At 67.7% G+C, this 18,374-nt stretch carries 11 protein-coding genes; all 11 read right to left on the reverse strand.

The genetic code is table 11. From position 1 onward, the window contains the following. Positions 1-121: 121 nt before the first annotated feature. On the reverse strand, positions 122-2,236 hold the full coding sequence (gene fusA / locus ACUWEX_RS12095) for an elongation factor G (protein WP_079728049.1): 2,115 nt from the start codon (positions 2,234-2,236) through the stop codon (positions 122-124). Between the two features lie 165 nt (positions 2,237-2,401). Then, positions 2,402-2,872 (reverse strand): 30S ribosomal protein S7, encoded by a 471-nt coding sequence (gene rpsG, locus ACUWEX_RS12100; RefSeq protein ID WP_077055076.1) that lies wholly within the window; start codon positions 2,870-2,872, stop codon positions 2,402-2,404. Continuing rightward, on the reverse strand, positions 2,872-3,246 hold the full coding sequence (gene rpsL, locus ACUWEX_RS12105; protein ID WP_077055075.1) for a 30S ribosomal protein S12: 375 nt from the start codon (positions 3,244-3,246) through the stop codon (positions 2,872-2,874). The genes rpsG and rpsL overlap by 1 nt, the downstream gene beginning before the upstream one ends. Before the next feature lie 296 nt (positions 3,247-3,542). Next, positions 3,543-5,213: a hypothetical protein gene (locus ACUWEX_RS12110; RefSeq protein ID WP_445996398.1), complete on the reverse strand. Its 1,671-nt coding sequence runs from the start codon at positions 5,211-5,213 to the stop codon at positions 3,543-3,545. A gap of 71 nt (positions 5,214-5,284) precedes the next feature. Beyond that, on the reverse strand, positions 5,285-5,935 hold the full coding sequence (locus ACUWEX_RS12115; protein ID WP_079728453.1) for a spermidine/putrescine ABC transporter substrate-binding protein: 651 nt from the start codon (positions 5,933-5,935) through the stop codon (positions 5,285-5,287). A 9-nt stretch (positions 5,936-5,944) separates the two neighbouring features. Further along, a complete protein-coding gene (locus ACUWEX_RS12120; protein WP_445996399.1) occupies positions 5,945-6,601 on the reverse strand; it encodes a DUF6121 family protein in 657 nt (218 codons plus the stop codon). Between the two features lie 9 nt (positions 6,602-6,610). Then, positions 6,611-7,729 carry an FHA domain-containing protein gene (locus ACUWEX_RS12125; protein WP_445996400.1) on the reverse strand — a complete coding sequence of 373 codons (1,119 nt, stop codon included), beginning with the start codon at positions 7,727-7,729 and terminating at the stop codon, positions 6,611-6,613. 2 nt (positions 7,730-7,731) lie between these two features. Beyond that, the gene (locus ACUWEX_RS12130; RefSeq protein WP_445996401.1) at positions 7,732-10,749 is read right to left on the reverse strand and encodes a transglutaminase family protein; all 3,018 of its coding nucleotides are present in this window, start codon (positions 10,747-10,749) and stop codon (positions 7,732-7,734) included. Next, complete coding sequence (locus tag ACUWEX_RS12135; RefSeq protein ID WP_079728043.1) at positions 10,746-12,077, reverse strand: DUF58 domain-containing protein; 1,332 nt, start codon at positions 12,075-12,077, stop codon at positions 10,746-10,748. Before ACUWEX_RS12135 ends, ACUWEX_RS12130 begins: the two co-directional genes overlap by 4 nt. Beyond that, positions 12,074-13,042 (reverse strand): AAA family ATPase, encoded by a 969-nt coding sequence (locus ACUWEX_RS12140; protein WP_079728042.1) that lies wholly within the window; start codon positions 13,040-13,042, stop codon positions 12,074-12,076. Before ACUWEX_RS12140 ends, ACUWEX_RS12135 begins: the two co-directional genes overlap by 4 nt. A gap of 62 nt (positions 13,043-13,104) precedes the next feature. Then, entirely contained in the window at positions 13,105-18,372 is a 5,268-nt protein-coding gene (locus ACUWEX_RS12145; protein WP_445996402.1) for an Ig-like domain-containing protein, read from the reverse strand. Between the last annotated feature and the right edge of the window lie 2 nt (positions 18,373-18,374).

Genomic DNA, 18,374 nt, shown 5'->3' on the forward strand with positions numbered 1-18,374 from the left:
ATAACCCGGGCGCTGGAATGCGCTCGGTTCTCTACGGGATTTGTGTACTTATGTTACTTGATCGTGACTGGGCCCGATACACCGGCGGCGACCGGGCCCGTCAACGATTGGGGCTGTGAGGCTATTCGCCCTTGCCCTTTTGCACGATCTCCTCGGCGACGGCCTTGGGGACCTCAGCGTAGCTCTCGAAGGTCATCGAGAACACCGCACGACCCGACGTCTTGGAACGCAGGTCACCGATGTAACCGAACATTTCCGACAGCGGAACGTTTGCACGAACGACCTTCACACCGGAGGCATCTTCCATCGACTGGATCATGCCACGGCGGGAGTTGAGGTCGCCGATCACGTCGCCCATGTACTCCTCGGGGGTGCGCACCTCGACAGCCATCAGCGGTTCGAGAAGAACCGGGCTGGCCTTGCGTGCGGCCTCTTTGAAGCCCATGGAACCGGCGATCTTGAAGGCCATTTCGGAGGAGTCGACGTCGTGCGCCGCACCATCGAGGAGGATGGCCTTCACGCCGACCATCGGGTAGCCAGCGAGAATACCCACGTTGAGGGCATCCTGGAAACCGGCGTCGATGGAAGGGATGTATTCACGCGGGATGCGTCCACCGGTGACCTTGTTCTCGAACACGTAGGTCTCTTCGGGAGTGACTTCCATGGGCTCGAGAGCGAACTGGATCTTGGCGAACTGACCGGAACCACCGGTCTGCTTCTTGTGCGTGTAGTCGTGACGCTCGACCGACTTGCGGATGGTCTCGCGGTAGGCGACCTGAGGCTTTCCGACGTTGGCCTCGACCTTGAACTCGCGCTTCATGCGGTCGACGAGGATGTCGAGGTGCAGCTCGCCCATGCCCTTGATGACCGTCTGACCGGTCTCGGGGTTGAGCTCGACGCGGAAGGTCGGGTCTTCTTCGGCCAGCTTCTGGATGGCCGTGGAGAGCTTCTCCTGGTCAGCCTTGGTCTTGGGCTCGATCGCGACCTCGATAACGGGGGCCGGGAACGTCATCGACTCGAGGACGACCTGGTCGTTGGGGTCACAGAGGGTGTCACCCGTGGTGGTGTCCTTCAGACCGATGACCGCATAGATGTGGCCGGCGGTAACCGAGGGGACCGGGTTTTCCTTGTTGGCGTGCATCTGGAAGATCTTTCCGATGCGCTCCTTCTTGCCCTTGGTGCTGTTGGCGACAGCGGCACCCGAGTCGAGGTGACCGGAGTACACGCGCACGTAGGTGAGACGACCGAAGAACGGGTGCACCGCGACCTTGAACGCGAGGGCTGCGAACGGCTCGGTGGAGTCGGGGTGACGGAGGACGATCTTCTCTTCGTCGCGGACGTCGTGGCCTTCGACGGCCGGCACGTCGAGCGGCGACGGCAGGTAGTCGATGACGGCATCGAGCATGGGCTGCACACCGCGGTTCTTGAACGCCGAACCACAGAGGACCGGGTAGATCTCGCTGTTGACGGTGAGCTTGCGGATGGCGGCCTTGATCTCGGGGACCGTGATCTCGTCACCGGAGAAGAAACGCTCCATGAGCGCGTCATCGGTCTCGGCGACGACCTCGAGCAGCGCGTTGCGGTACTCGGCGGCCTTGTCGGCGAGGTCGGCGGGGATCTCCTCGATGGCGTACTTGGCGCCCATCTCGACGTCACCCTTGGAGTCGCCGCGCCACGTGAGCGCGCGCATCTCGACCAGGTCGACGACACCCTCGAACTCGCTCTCGGAGCCGATCGGCAGCTGGAGAACCAGCGGCTTGGCCTTCAGGCGGTTGATGATCGTGTCGACGGTGAAGTAGAAGTCGGCGCCCAGCTTGTCCATCTTGTTGACGAAGCAGATGCGGGGCACGTCGTACTTGTCGGCCTGACGCCAGACGGTCTCGGACTGGGGCTCGACGCCCTCCTTGCCGTCGAAGACGGCGACGGCACCGTCGAGCACGCGGAGCGAACGCTCCACCTCGACGGTGAAGTCGACGTGACCGGGGGTGTCGATAATGTTGATCTGGTTCTTGTCCCAGTAGCACGTCGTCGCGGCGGACGTGATGGTGATGCCGCGCTCCTGCTCCTGCTCCATCCAGTCCATGGTCGACGCACCGTCGTGGGTCTCACCAATCTTGTGGTTGACGCCCGTGTAGAACAGGATGCGCTCGGTCGTCGTGGTCTTGCCGGCATCGATGTGGGCCATGATGCCGATGTTGCGGACCTTGTTCAGGTCGGTGAGCACGTCAAGTGCCACTGGGTTCCTCCAGGAAGTTGTTGTGTGTGCCGCGAGTGCTACTCACGGATTCCCACGCGGTGTTGCCCGCGAGGGTCCGGGGCCCGATAAGGGCCCCGGCGCCGGCATCCGATGATCGAATCGAACAGCTCGATCGCCAGACGCCGGCGTGCGGTAAAACGGGGTTTACCAGCGGTAGTGCGCGAAGGCCTTGTTGGACTCGGCCATCTTGTGAGTGTCTTCACGACGCTTCACAGCGGCACCGAGGCCGTTCGAGGCGTCGAGGATCTCGTTGGTCAGACGCTCGGTCATGGTCTTCTCACGACGACCCTTCGCGTAGCTGACGAGCCAACGGAGAGCCAGCGTGTTGGCGCGGTGAGGCTTGACCTCGACCGGCACCTGGTAGGTGGAACCACCGACACGACGCGAGCGGACCTCGAGCGTGGGGCGAACGTTGTCGAGCGCCTTCTTCAAGGTGACGACGGCGTCCTGGCCGTTCTTGGTGGAGACACCGGAGAGCGCGTCATAGACGATGCGCTCGGCGAGGCCCTTCTTGCCGTCAACGAGGATCTTGTTGACGAGCTGGGAGACGATCGGCGCGCCGTAGACGGGATCTGCGACGACGGGGCGCTTCGGAGCGGGACCCTTACGAGGCATTACTTCTTCTCCATCTTCGCGCCGTAACGGCTGCGAGCCTGCTTGCGGTTCTTGACGGCCTGCGTGTCGAGGGCGCCGCGAACGATCTTGTAACGGACACCGGGGAGGTCTTTCACACGACCGCCGCGAACGAGCACCATCGAGTGCTCCTGCAGGTTGTGGCCCTCACCGGGAATGTAAGCGGTGACCTCGGTGCCGTTGGAGAGCTTCACACGAGCGACCTTGCGCATCGCCGAGTTCGGCTTCTTGGGGGTGGTGGTGTACACACGGGTGCATACGCCACGCTGCTGCGGGTTTGCCTTCAGGGCGGGAGCCTTGGTCTTGGAGACCTTCGGCGTGCGACCCTTCCGGACCAACTGCTGAATAGTTGGCACTACTTCTCCTTGTTTGTGCTGCACGGTGACAGCGGATGTGCTTTTAGCATTCGACGCGCCGATTGCTCGGTGCGTCGAGTTCGATTGGATCCGTCAGGATGAGCAGAGGCTCAGCCAGTAGGCGACGGATATGCCGTGGGGGCTGGTCGATGGTCGACCCGACCCGATGTGTGAGAGATGTGAACCCGAGCAGACCCTTTCGGGCACGGTTCATGGCACGACAAAGCGCACACCCCTGCAATGTTACGCGGCGGGGGTCGGGCGGTCAAGCCGGAGCAACAACCCTCGGGGCCCGCTCAGCCGCGCGAAATCGCAGAGACGAAGGTGGCACCATCCGCCGTGATATCGGTGATGTCACCGTTCACGAACACCGAGATAGGGCCAGCCGTCGCCGTGCCGGTCGCACCGGATGCGTTGTCCCGGATGTCGGCCGTCAGGTTGGCCTGACCGGAGGCGCCCGTCGACACGCGGTAACCGGTGCCGTTCCATTCACCGATCGTGAACGTCGGCCGGGGGTCGAGCGTCCACTTCGTGTTCGTGTAGGTGTAGGCGGGGTTCTTGCCGGTCGCGTAGAACGAGCAGCCGGCGGGGTCGAACTCCGTCGACGCCTGGCAGGCGTCCAACCAGGCGTTGACCGCGTCGTTGGCCTTCTGCGTGCCCGCATCCGTGAGCCCGACCGTCAGATCGGCTGACGGGGCTGCAGCTGAGCCCGTGAAACCCTCGACCGTGACCTGCTGGGCCTCGACCGAGAAGAACTCGTTGTCTTCGGCCAGGGCGACGTCATATGTGCCGGGGAGCGCGCGGAGCGACTCGGCGCCTTCGGGGATTGCGATGCCGGAGATGGCGGGAGCTACGGCCGAGGGGCCCGTGATACCGACCGTGATCGTGCCGAGAGGGACCTCTTCGAGCGCCCACTTGTCGAAGAAGATCGCATCCTTGCCGTCTTTCTGCAGGGTGAATTCTTCGGTGAGCTCGTTGTCGCCCTGCGTGATGGTCGCGGTGACGGTGGCGGTGTCGCCGGATGTCGTGGTGCGACCGATCTCGTAGGCGGAGGGGCGGTCGGCGACCTCGGCATAAGCCTTGTTCGTGAGCAAGACGTCGGCGTCGGCGTCGACATCCGTGCCGGCCAGCTTCAGCGCCTCGGCGGCGTCACCCTCGACAAGGGCGTCGAGGTAGGCCGTGACCTGGTGTTCCGGCGCGTGGGCCGCCGTGCCGACGGAGTAGCCGACGATGCCGCCCGCGATGAGGAGGATCAGGACGACGACGGAGGAGACGATGGCGATGATGGGACCGCGGCGGCGCTTCTTGCGCGGGGCGGCGGCATCCGTGTGGGAGGTCGGGCCGGAGCCGGTCGGAGGGATGGGGCCGGTGTAGGGCGTGCCCTGGTGTGGAGCGGCGGACGCATTCGGCGCCGAGTAGCCGGGAGCAGCCGGGAAGGCGCCGCCGTTACTCGCGCCGGAGGGCTGCTGAGGGCCCGCGGGTCGTTGAGGGCCGCCGGGCTGCTGAGCGGGGTACTGCTGAGGCGAGGGCGGCGTCTGACGGTTCGGATACTGCTGCGTGGGGTTCTGCTGGCCCGACTGCGCGGGGTACTGCTGCGTCGGCTGCTGCTGGCCCGGCTGCTGCTGGGTTGGCTGCTGCTGGCTTGGCTGCTGCGCGGGGTACTGCTGGGTCGGCTGGGCGGGCCACTGCTGCGACGGCTGCTCCTGGCCTGACCCGGCGGGGTAGTGCTGCGGGTTCTGCTGCTGCGCGGGGTATTGCTGGGCCGGCTGTTGCGGCGATGTCTGCGCGGTGTAGGGCTGCGAGTTCGGCTGCTGCGAGTTGGGGTGCTGCGCAGGGTTTTGCTGCTGCGCGGAGGGCGCGGGGTGCTGCGCAGGGCTGGGCGCGGGGGCGCCGTTCGCGGGCATCGGGGGGACGGGCGGGAGCGGCGGGCGCTCGGGGCGGTTGTCGTCGTCGGTCGGCTGCGTCATGGTGTCCCCCGGGATGTGGAATGAGTTGTTGCTGAAAGTTTAGTGACGCCTGCGTGTGGCTCGGACATCCATCACCATTGCGAGGGCGGCGCGTCGAGCTCGAGGCTGAGGTCGGAGAGGAGGGCCGCGACCTGCGGTTCGACATAGATCGCGACGGCGCGCTCGATGCGACCACGGTGCTCGGCCATCGCGATGCAGACCAGTTTGCCGGCGTGGATGGCGCATTCGTCGGCCAGGCGTATCTCGGTGCGCAAGGCCACTTTCTCCTCGTCGGAGAGTGGAGGCGGCGGGGGCGGCGGCGTTGCGGCCTGCGGCGTGTCGAGGTCGGCGAGGCCGGCGAGCGTGAAGAGGTACGGGGCCGACGGGTCGGGCTCGGGGTCGAGGGGCAGGCCGTCGTACTCCGGCTCGAGGCCGCGTTCCGGGCGGTAGGTGGCCGCCTTGCGTCGCTCCGCTTCGATCAGCTCATGGCGAAGGAGAGGCAGATTCTTGTTCGTGTAGTCGTCGACGACGTCATCGACGATGGCCTTCACGCGCGTGGACAGGCCGTGCTGGACGGCGTGCGGGACATCGTGGTCGAGACCCGCAGCCGCCATGACGGGAGAACCGAAGCAACGGCGACACACCCGCGTGCGCCCCGTGTGGGTGGACGGGTGCCACCGGGGCAACCACTTCAGCCACGCGTCGACCGCCTGGCTGACACGCGTCTCGAGCGACCGGTCCATGACCATACGTTACCCGCGATCCCGTTCCCACGGCCAGAGCGGGCGGCGCGGATGTTCGCCACCCACGATCACGAGGATCGCGAAGACCAGCGCGACGACCAGCGCGGCGATGCCCGCGGCGAGGGCGAAGGGGCCGAGGAACGTGTCGCGGGCGAAGATGACACCCGCGAGGATGCTGCCCGTCGTGGCCGCATAGAGAACCGCGCCGGAGAGGGCGTAGACGAGGTAGGTCGCCAAGCCGGTCAGGACGGCCCAACCGACGGGCACGCGTGAGGCGTCGGAGGCGGGTCGGTGCGGGTATGCCGTCGACGGGTCCGGCGGAGAGGAGGGCGGCGCGTCGAAGGACCGGGCATCGAAGGACCGGGCGTCGGGGGCTGGAGGCGAGGAGTGCTGCGCGTCGGGGGTGCGCGGCTGTTGCGCGGCGGGGGTCTGCGGGGCGCGGAGGGTTGCAGCGCGGCGGAGGAGCGAGATCAGGAACGCGGCCAGCGCGAAAGCGACCATGGACGGGCCGACGAGGGGGCCGGCATCCGGTTCGTCGATGACCTCGAGGTTGGTGAAGAGGCTGATGAAACCGAAAGCGCAGACGACGAGGGCGAAGAAGGTGATGCCCGCGAAGATCGCCAGAACGACGGGATAGCGGTTGGGCTCGCCGGACGGGGTCGACATGGCAGCGCGTCAGCGGCGACGGATGTGGACGGCGTACTCGCCGAAGCGCAGGGACTCGTCGTCGGCAATGGGGGTTTTGACACCGGGGTCGACGAAACGCTCGGCACCCGAGGACGAGATGAGGGAGGTTCCGTTCGTCGACTCGAGGTCGATGACCCAGAGGCCCGAGGGATCGAGGCCCACGGCAGCATGGGTCTTCGACACGCTGCGCTGCGTGTCGTAGAGACGCGCTCGCGCGGTGATGTCGAGGTGGGGCTGTTGCTGCGGGTCGCGGCCCAACAGGATGCCGGACACGAGAGGGACGACCTGGCCATCGGGAAGCTCGAGTTCGATGATCGAGGCCGACGAGACACCGCGGGCTGGGGTCGCAGGAGCGACCGGACGCGCGGCGGGCTGGTCATTCGCGTCGACGAGAGAACCGGATGCCGCAGCCGCCCCGCCCTCTACGGGAAGAGCGTGTGCGGAAGAGATCGGGGTGGGCTCCGGAAGGGCCGAGCCAGCCGAGTCCGACTCGGTGGGGCTCGAGGCAGGAGCTTGCGGGGCGGGGGCTTGCGAGGCAGGGGCGGGGGCTTGCGGCGCGTCCGTGGGGACGACCGGGGCCGCCGGCACCGAGGGGGCTGCGGGCACCGAGGGGGCCGCGGAAGGCGCAGCTGGCGCGGGTGCGACATCGGGCGGAGTGGGCAGGGGCGATGCGCCGATCGTGCCGGGTTTGCGGGAGCCGGGGGCCACCGGGATCGTTCCGCCCGTGATGCCGAATTCCGGTTTGAGAACCGGGATCGGGTCTCGCGAGAAAGCCGACTGGTCGGTGCGGGGTGCCGTCATGCCGGGCGGCAGGCCGATTTTGCGTGCCGGACTCTGCCCGGCCGATTGGTCGGACGAGGGAGACCCGGACGGCGACTGCGACTGCTGTGGCTGCGACCGCGGCTGCGACTGCGACTGGGGCTGCGGCGAGGACGTCGGCTGCTCTGCGCGCGACGCGACGGGAGGGAGCGGTGGCGCGGGCGGAAGAGGAGGGGGCGGCGGGAAGGGCGCTCCGGGAGGAGTCGGGTCGGAACCGGCGGCACCCGGAACGGGCGGCAGCGGCGGGCGGGGCGGGATGGCAGCATCCCAGCGTTCACGGTCGGTCACTGCTACTCCCCCTTCTGCTCGGGCTGATTTGTCTTCTGCTCGGACTGTCCGGATGTCGGCCGGTTGCCGCGCGGGCGCTTCGGCTTCGACGTGGACTGTTTCTTCGTCGTGGACTGCGGCTTCGACGAGAGCGAACCCGAGTTTTTCTTCGACGCACGTCCTACGCTACGCCGCGCGGGAGCGGGCGCGCCACCCGTCGACGGTTCGGTGCCGGCCGGACGGGCCGAGCGCTTGGGGTTGTGGCCCGGGGCTGTGAGACGGTCGCTGACGCGGCGCTTCGAGTTGACGCGGAAACGGCTGCGCTGGCGACGCCACCAGCCGACGGCCGAACCGGTCGAACGGATGCGGCGCTCGGTTTCGTCCCAGATGGCGTCGACGTCGGCTGCGGGGACATCTTCGCCGGCGAAGACGGCGCGGTCGGCATCCCGCGCGACGGCCGCGAACGAATCGCCGGTCGACGACGTGGGGGGCATCGAGGAGGCCGACGGAGCCGGGACTCGAGGGTCAGGGGCCGTGGCCGAGCGGTGCCCGGTGGCGGGTGACGGCTTGGCCGACGCGGACGCGGGGACGGCGGCGGCGAGGGCCGCAGCCGTGGCTCGACGCGTCATGCCCTGCGGCACCTCGACGCCGTACTCGGCGTGACGGTCGAGAAGTTCATCCCAGGCTCCGGCAGCCTGACGGTCGGGAGTGGGCGCATTTCGACGACGCTTCACGCGGCGGCGCTTGATGGCCATGACGATCAGGATCGGGATGAGGTAGGCGAGGATCGGCACGGCCAGCGCGGCGGCGAGACCGTACATCCAGGTCGGGACGACGATCTGGTCGTCCTTCTTCTCGTCGTTGCTGTCGTCGATCTCGACGTTGGTGAGCAGGTCTTCGTCGCGCTTGTCGACACGCGGGGGCTGGCGCACCTGCGGCTGCGGTTCGGTCTTGGGCTTCGGGTTCTGGTCCTGCGGGATCTCGGTCTCGTCGGGCGTGGGATCGAATTGCACCCAGCCGACACCCTCGAACGGCACTTCGACCCAGGCCGTGACATCGTTGCCCGTGACCTTGGTGGCGCCGTCTTCGGAGACGTTCTCGGGCGCGAAACCCATCACCACACGGGCGGGGTAGCCGAGCTGCCGGGCCATCAGCGCGAACGCCGAGGCGTACTGCTCCTGGTCGCCGATCAGCTGGTTGCGCGTGAAGAGCTCCTCCATGCGGTCGGCACCGTGGCCGGCGCGCGAGGTGGCCGTGTCGCTCGCAAGACCGTGGCTCAGGTATCCACTCGTCTTGAGGTTGTTCTCGATGGCGCGCAACTTGCCGATCGGGCTCGTGGCATCGCCGACGAACTCATTGGTCTTGGCCTTGACGATGCTCGGCACGCGCTGCACGGCCGGCAGGGTGACCGAGGCGACGGGCACATCGGCGAGGGCGTCATCGGAGGGCTGCGTCTGCAGGACGGACTGCAGGTCGTAGGTGAACTTCGGTCCGATGCCCGAGGTCACGACGGCCGTGGCGGTGTCGGCGTTGAAGCGCAGGTCCTGCGACTTGTCGGGCGTCTCGGGGAGTTCGAGGCCGGTCGGGTAGCCGACGACGGGCAGCCAGGGGCCCTGGTAACCGGTGACCTGGACGTCGATGTTGCGCGAGCCCTTGGCCGTCAGCAGTTCAGGAGCGGGCAACTGGCGCGAGACGAGCTGAAACGAGCCAGAACCGTCGGTCTGCACGTCGGCCGGCGCGAGCTTCCAGAGCTCGCCGTCATACGTGTCCATGGTCGCGAGGCGCAGGCGGTCGCCCTTCTCGAGGCCCGTGACCTCGAACAGGTCGGTCTCGGCGAGGTTCTTCGTGTACTGCCGGAAACCACTCAGCGGGCTCGGGTACTCCTCGGGGTCGAAGGGCGGTTGCACATGTTCGCGCACGACGACACGATCCGCGGATGGCGGGGTGAGGAGACCGGCGCCCAGCCCGGCTACGAGGGCGGCGGCCAAGACGACGGCACCTGTTCCGAGCAGCTTCGAGCGGACGAGACCGGAGCGGTCTTGCAGGCTCACGTTCTCGGCCGAGCTGCGGCGCCAACTCAGCCACACGAGCGCGACGGCGGCGAAGACGATTCCGCGCGCGGCGGCGAAGAAGGGGCGCTCGGTGCCAATGACGACGCTGAAGATGTAGAGCGCGGCCGGGCCCGAGAGCAGCACGGCGAGTCGACCGGGCGTGCGGTCGTGGCGCGGCATCCACCGCAGGGTGAGGATGGCGGTGACGAGGCCAACGAGCCACGCGGCGACATAGGGCAGCACGTTGATGTACTCGGGGGCGCCGACGGGCGGGGCAAGGGTGAGGATGTCTCGCCATCCGAAGACCGCGCCGAGGGCGAGGGAACGCAGCGTGACGAGCGTGGGCAGGACGCCCGCGAGAGCATCCGCCGTCACCGCGAAGGCGCTGCCGAAGACGAAGTAGCCGACCAGGGCGAGGAGGGCCGTGAGGAGGGCGTTGAGGCGCCAACGGTGCGAGAGATAGCCCGCGGCCGTGCCGACGACGAGGCCGCCGACGGCCGCGAGGAGGTACCAGTTGTCGCTGAACGCGGGGGCGAAACCCCACAGGCCGATGAGGCTGAGGAACGAGACGACGCCGAGGTCGCGCCAGGCGAGCGGCGTGACCGTGCCGCGCGGGAGGGGCGGGCGAGGGGCGGCGGGTTGGCGGGGGGTGCGCGGCGGGCGACCGCCGGACGAGCCGCGAGTGTCGGCGCGGTCGGCTCGATTAGACCGGCTGAACCGGTCGCGGAGTGATGAGCGACCGGTCGACGACTCTTCGGGGCCGGCTCGGCCTGCGCGATCCGTGCGGCCGGCGCGATCCGTGCGGCCGGCGCGGCCTGCGCCCTCGGCGCGCTCGGCGCGACCCGCTCGGCCGCGACGTGAGGGCTTCTCGGATCCAACCGAGGGCGCGCCTGCGGCGTCACCAGAAGCGCCCGCGGCGGGAACACCAGCGGCCGGCGGCGGGGTGATGCGCGAACCATCCCGGTTCGGCTGGGGGAACACGCCGCTCATACGGCCCTCGCCATCACGCGCGGGAGGTCGGTGAGAGCCCCGATCGAGATCACGCTGAGGCCCGCGACATCCGTCAACCGCGCCTTCTGGCCGAGCGCCACCGCGATGGCGATGACGTTGGTGTCGCCGCCGAAGAGACGCTGCACGGAACGGTAGTCCGAGGCATCCATCAGGGAGCCGGCGACGATGACGACGACGCTGGGCGGGGGCAGACGTTTTGTGGCCTCACGGGCGAAGGTGCGCGCGTTGCCCGTCTCGCCCTCGAGAGGTTCGATGCGGCACGAGTCGTCGAGGATGGAGACGACCGAGTGGGTGCGCAACTGCAGACCCTCGGTGACGACACTGATCTGGGTGCCGTCGCGGATGACCTGCGAGGCGATCGAGGCGGTGGCCGACACGGCCAGCTCGAACTCATCGTCGGAGGCGTAATAGCGGCGGTCGCGCGAGTGCACGATGGTCAACTGGCTGCGCCGGGACTCCTCGAACTGGCGCACCATGAGCTGGCCCGTGCGCGCCGACGAGCGCCAGTGCACGTAGCGCACGTCGTCGCCCGTCACGTAGTCGCGCAGCGCGTGGAACGAGATGTCGTTGTTGGTGATCTTCTTCGTGATCTGGCCCTCGAGGTCGCGCACGAGACCCGCGGCCGTGGGGTGCAGGCGCGTGGTCACGGGGTGCACGAAGAGTTCGATGGGCTCGGTCCACTTCACGACGCGGCGGAACAGCCCGAGCTGGTCACCGCGCACCGACACGGCGGGGCCGGCATGGATGACCGCGCGGCGGTTCGTGGGAACGGCGAACAGCTCCTCCGTGTCGGCGTTGGCGGCCAGACCCGGGATGGCGAACTCGGCGAGGCCGCGCCCGACGGGCAGCTCGAGCGTCGTGGCGGTCGAGCGCTTGTCGCCGATGTTGGTGATGAGCACACGCCCGATCGCCCGCTCCCCCACCGTCACGCGGCGTGGGTTGAGCTCGATCTCGACGCGGAAACGCGAGCGTCCGAAGAGGAAACAGGCGGCGACGATGCAGGCCACGGCCAGCGTCGCACCGACGAGGAGCAATTCGGCCCAGCCGAAGACGGCACCCACGACGAGCGCGGTGGCCGCAGACGCGAGCACGAGCCATCCGAGGGGCGAGACGACCGCGAGAACCGGGCGCACGTAGCGCCAGGCCCACAGCGCCCACGACGACACGACGCGCCACAGCGGCTCGAGTCGGCGGGCGACGACGGCCCACGACCGGCCGAACGCCCGCGCGACAGAGCCCCCCGCCTGGCGGATGCCGGTCAACGGCACGCTCAGGCGGGGTCTCGTCGGACGGACGGTTTCGCTCATGCGGCGCGGTAGGCCGGGGCGGGCAGGTCGACGACGATGCCCGCGATGATGTCCTCGGCCTTCACACCGGCGAACTCGGATTCGGAGTCGACGATGAGACGGTGCGCGAGAACGGGCACGGCCAACTCGGCGACATCGTCGGGCGTGGCGTAGGTGCGGCCCTGCGATAGCGCCCACGTCTTGACCATGCGTGCCAGCGAGAGACTGCCGCGCATGCTCACGCCGAGCGCGATGTCCTTGTGGTCACGCGTGGCTCCCACGATGTCGGTGATGTACTCCATGACGCTGCGGTCGACGTGCACATCGGTGGCCAGCTCGGCCATGGCGATGAGGGCATCCGGCCCGATGATGGGCGTGATCTTCGACGCACGCGAGCGGTTGCCCGCATCCATCAACAGGTCGACGGCGATCGAGCGGTCGGGGTAGCCGAGCGTGGTCTTGATGATGAAACGGTCGAGCTGCGCTTCGGGCAGCTTGTACGTTCCGGCCTGCTCGACGGGGTTCTGCGTCGCGATGACCATGAAGGGCCGGCCGACCGGGTAGCTCTCGCCGTCGACCGTCACCTTGCCCTCCTCCATGACCTCGAGCAGCGCGCTCTGGGTTTTCGGCGACGCACGGTTGATCTCGTCGGCCAGCACCACGGAGGCGAAGATCGGGCCCTTGTGGAACTCGAACTGGTTGAGCGACTGGTTGTAGATCGTGACGCCCGTCACGTCGGAGGGCAGCAGGTCGGGCGTGAACTGGATGCGCGAGTTGGTGCCCTCGAGCGTGTTGGCCAGCGCCTTGGCGAGCACCGTCTTACCCGTGCCCGGGAAGTCTTCGAGCAGCACGTGACCCTCGGACAAGAGAGACGCGATGATGAGCTTGATCACGCCCTCCTTGCCGAGGATGGCGCCGCCGACGTTCGTGACCAACGAATCGAACGCCCCGGCGAACCACGTCGCCTGTTCCTGACTAACGCTCACGTTTTGCTCTCTCTTCTCGGGTTAGAAATGCTGCGGGTGCTGACAACCGAATCGGATGCTTGCTACCAGACGACCTTGTTCGACTCGACGCCGTTCACGCTCACCCAGTGGTCACCGTGGTTGCCGTTGTAGCAACCGGTCTGGGTGGTGAGGTTGCCGTCGCCATCGGTGATGTACGCCGGCGAACCGGGTCGCGGACCGCTCGACGGGTAGTTCCAGTCGGAGCTGGAACCATCCACGCCGCGGCAGCGCACCTCGACCGTCGTGTTGGGCGGGAAGTTCTTCGCCGTGAAGGCGAAGTGGTAACCCGTGCCGGAACCGGCTACGGCCTTGGGGCCACCCTGCGACATCGTCACGGAGGGCTTGGGCGGTGGGGGCGGCGGCTTTTCTTCGACGTTGGCGCCGTTGCTGTTCGCCGACCAAGCACTACAGCCGGCCTCGTTGTTGCAGGCTTGAACGCGCAACGTGTAACTACCGACTCCGACCGTGCCGGATCGGGCGCTGAGCCCTGTTGTCGAGCCCTTCGTCCCGTTGGAGAACTCGTAGTTGTAGGTGACAGCGCTTCCGCCCGTGTCAGCCGTCGCGGGCCATTTGCCCGAGATGGTCGTCGGGGCGAATTGGTCGTCACGCGTGGCCGTGGGCTGACCCGGCGTCGCCGGCTTGTCGTAGGACGTCTCGCTGCTGGGAGGCGAAGCCTCGCTCTGGCCGACGCCGTTCGTTGCAGCGACGGTGAAGGTGTACTTCGTACCGTTCTCACCGGCGAACTTCAGCGTGCACGGCGCGGCGGTCGGGCAGCTCTGCTTCGTGCCACCCGGTGTGCGCGTCACCGTGTAGTCGGTGATGGCCGAGCCGTTGCTCGATCTCGACGGGTTCACTTTGACGGTGATGTTGCGCGGGGACGCCGTGAGGTTCGGCGCGCCAGGCGCATCCGGCTCGCTCATGACCGTCACCGACACACGCCCCTGGGCGCGCCTCGACGGGTCCTTGGTCGCATCCTCGATCGTGTAGAGCACGCTGATCGTCTGCGCCTTGTCGGGGCCCGGCGTCACCGTGATGTTCTCGCCCTTGATGGCGGCCTGCGCGTTGCCCGTCTCGACGGCCGCATCGACGATCGTGAGGGGTTTGCCGTCGTTGCCGAAGGGGTTGAAGTCGTTCTTCAGCACGTTGAGGGTGACGGGCTTCGACGGCCGGCCGTTGCCCTCCGAGTCCTGCACGGCGGAGGGCAGCGGGCGGGTCGACTTCACGACGCGCACCGTGACGGTTCCCGGCACCGTGAACTGCTTGAACTTCACATTGAAGGTGAGCGTGGTGGAGGTGCCCGGCTGCACACCGAACGGCGCACTGACCGAGATCGTCGAACCGCTGAGGGTCGGCTCGATGCCGCCGCTCGCGCCGCCCAGGTTGTCATAGGTCATCTGCGGGATGAGAGCGGGGTTCGGGTGGTTCGTCGCCGCGCGCAGGTCGACGGTCTGCGGCGCCTCGCCGGCCTCGATCGGGATCTCCTGGGCCACGAACGTGGGCGGGACATCCTCTTGCTCGGGGTCGCCGACCGTGATGGGCAGCGTGAGCACCTGGTGACCGGTCGACGTGCCGTCGGTCGCCTCGAACGTGATCGACGCGGGACCGCGGTAGTCGCGGCGCGGCGTGTAGGTCAGGGTCTTGTCGTCGGGAGCGTTCTTGCTGCCGTCGCTGTTGGTCGAGGTGACCGAGCCCAGCTCCTTGATACTGATCTCTTTGCCGCCGGGCGAGTAGGCGACATCCGACAGACGCCAGGTGCGCGACTCGTTCATCGGCACGATCTGCTCGGGCAGGTTGGGGCGCAGCTCGGGCGGCATGCCGTCGGAGAACGGGGGCACCACGATGAAGGCGGCCGTCGACAGGTTGTCGGTCTCGTTGGTCAGGCGGTAGGCGATGGCCGTTCGCGCATCGCCCAGCGTCACACGCACCTGACCGTTCGAGAGGATCTCGGCCTGGCCGGCGTTCGGTCCCTCGACGTCGACCTTGAGCTCGTCGTTCGTTCCGCCGGGGTTGCTGGCGCCCTGCTTGACGTCGACGTCGACGGTCTTCTTGTTGACGACATCCTTCGCCTCGACGATGTGGTCTTGCACGATGGGCGGCTGCAGGCGCGCGGCCGTGGTGACCCGCACCTGGATGAACGCGTTGTCCGTTCCGCCGTGGCCGTTGTTCATGGCGTATTGCACGCCGAACGTGCGCTCCTCGTCGGGCGCCTGGATCTCGACGTTGGCGCCGGACACCTTCGCCTCGATCTCGGCGGGCACCTCGACGAGCTTCTTCTCGAGCTTCAACTCGTAGCCGTTGGGGTCGGAGTCGTTGGCGAGCACGGGCACGGTAACGACGCGACCCGGCTGCACCTCGACGATGTCGTCGACGGCCTTGGGCGGTGCGGCCTCGGCGGGGCGGGCGATGACGCCGATGTTGATGGTTCCGGTGGCCGTTGCGCCGTAGGTGTCGCGCACGCTGTACTCGAAGGCATCCGTGCCACTCGTTCCCTCGAAGGAACGGTAGGTGATGCTGGTCGATGTGCTGTCGATGATGGTGCCGAGGGACGGCGGGCGCACGAGGCCGTCATAGACGACCGAGTCGCCGTCAGGGTCGAGGCCGTCGAGCGGGATGTTCACGGTGACCGTCGCGCCCGAGAAGACGCGGGCGTTGAGGGCACGGGGCGTGGGCGTCTGGTTGTTCTTCTCGTCGGCGGCGACCACGTTGAACGTGACGGTGGCAACGGCTGTCTGCTCGAACTCGTCGGTCACCTTGTACTGCGCCGTGTAGGTGCCCGCCTCGCGCGGCGCCTGGAAGCGCACCTCGTTGTCGGCCACGAAGGCGAGCCCCGCGCTCGGCGCCTGCTGCAGGTCGGGAGCGACCTTCATGACGGTGTTGTCGGGGTGCACGTCGTTGTCGAGCACGGGCACCGAGACGATGTCGCCCGCACGCACCGTGATCTGGTCGTCGGCGGGGATGGGCGCCTGGTGCTTCTGGAGCGGCGGGATGGGCACCACGGTGACGGTCGTGACGGCGTCTTGCGTGCCATCCGAGACCGTGTAACTGAATTGCAGCTGGCCCGTGACGGCGGCCGAGGTGGTGACGCGGATGACCTGCAGGTTCAACACCTCGACGGAGAGCTGCGCGGCGACCTCGTCGGGCACGTCGACCGAGCGCACGGCGAGCACGTTGCCCGAGGCCGAGACGTCGTTCGTGAGCACGTTGATGGAGGTGGGCTCATTCGGGCGCAGATAGCCGATGTCGCGCACGGCGATGGGTTTCTGCGCCTGGGCCGGCTTCTCGTTGACCTGCACGCGGATGATTCCGGGGCTCGACTTGCCCGCGGCGCCGACCGTGTACTTGATGTAGAAGGCACCCGGGGCGCCCGAGAGAACGCGGATGCTGTCGTCATCCGGGTTGACCGAGGTCTGCAGGCCGGCCGTGATCGACTCGGCGGCGAGCAGGTCGAGCTTCTCCCCCGAGGGCGAGACATCGTTCTCGAGCGGGAACACGTCGGCGGGTTCGCCCACGAAGGTTTCGATGTAGTCGGGCGTGCCGACGGGGTTGAGCGAGTTCGGCGGCTTCACGTCGAGCACGAACTTGCCCTCGGCGCTGGCCGTGCCGTCGCTGACCACGAACTTGATGTCGCGTGTGCCGAGCTCGCCCGAGGTGTGCGTGACCGTGATGTAGCCGTCGGGCGAGAAGCGCACCTGGTCACCGGCATCCGAGGCCGCCTGCTGCAGGTAGATGTCGTCGCCGTCGGGGTCGCGCCAGTCGGTGAGGGCGTTGTAGGTGACGCTCTTGCCCGATTCGACGGTGGTCGCGGCCTCGCGGTTGGTGATGGGCGCGGCGTTCTGGTCGGCCGCGACGAGCTTCACGTTGACGTTCGCCTCGGCGACACCGCCCGGCCTGCCGTCGGAGACCGAGTAGCGGAAGGACGCCGTCGCGCCCGCGCCCGCGTTCGGGTTGGGCGTGAATTGCAGGGCGCGGCCGCCGTCGATGGTGTCGAGCGTGCCGGTCTCGGGCGGGATGGGGTCGTAGTTGTTGATGACGAGCACGTCGCCGTCGGGGTCGGTGTCGTTGTCGAGCACGCCCAGCACGGTCGATTTGCCGGGGCGCGCGCCGAACTCGTCGTCGCGCGCGAGCGGCGGCCGGTTCTGGTCGGTGCGGTCGGCGATAGTGTCTTCGAACGATTGGGTGGAGGCCTTCTCGTCGCCCTCTTCGCCCTCGTCTTCTTCGGGCGGGGTGACCTCTTCCCAGTTCTTGACGAGGCGCATGTTCGAGTCGACGAGCCAGACGTCGCCCGACTGGATGTTGTTGAGCGCGATGACGTTGCGGTTCACTCGGAAGACGAGGTTGGCTCCCTTGGAGAGCGGCTCGACATCCTGAACATCGGTCACCTTCGCGTCACACGCGGCGATGTAGCGGCTCGCGCCGGCCCAAGCTCCGTGGATGCACCCGTTGAGGTTGACGGGGGCTGAGACTCCCTTGGGGTCGCTCACGGGCGTGGTGATGCGGGCCTTGATGGTGCGCGTGTCGCCACCGTCGAGTGGCACGTCGATGAGCGTCGACCCGGTCGCCACGATGACGTTGCCGGCCGTGGCGCTCGGCTGTTGGATCTTGAGGGCCGTGTCGGGCAGCTTCAGCGGTTTGCCCTCGCCCGTGATGATGCGGTTCTTGTCGGTGTCGAGCAGCACGGCCTCTTCGCCGGCCGCGGTCAGCTGGAAGTCCTTCACCGCGGGGATGGTGGTGACGACGGGGTCTCCACCGTCGGCCTTGTAGGTGTAGAGCTTCTTCTTCGAGGGCGACACCGCGAAGACCGTGCCCTCTGATGAAACCGTGGCCTGGGCATCCCGGCCGAGCTTGGCGATGGACTTGGTGTCGGTGATCGAGAAGTTCAGGCCGTTCTGGATGTCGGTGATCCAGAGTTCGCCGTTCGACGGGTCGAGCACCGAGAGGCGCGTGTCGCCCAGGGTGATGGCTGCGGCGGGCGGCAGTTCGGCGCGTTCGACGAGGGTGACGTTGGCGGGGTCGATGCGTTCGACGGTGGAACCCGAGCGGTCGTGCATGAGCACGTTGTCGCCGTTCTGCAGCACATCGATGTCGTTCGAGACCGTGGCGACCGAGGCATCCAGCTCTTCGATCTGGCGGTTGAGGCGGCCCGCGAGCAGCTTCTGACCGTTGGTGACCCAGACATCCTTGGCCTGCAGCTCGACGTCGGTGACGGGGAAACCCTGGTGGATGATGGCGGCGGCGACGGGCACACCGACGAGGACCGAAACGGCGACGATCGACGCGGTGACTTTACGGCCGCGCAGCCACGTTTTCATGC

This window comes from Okibacterium fritillariae, assembly GCF_052783725.1.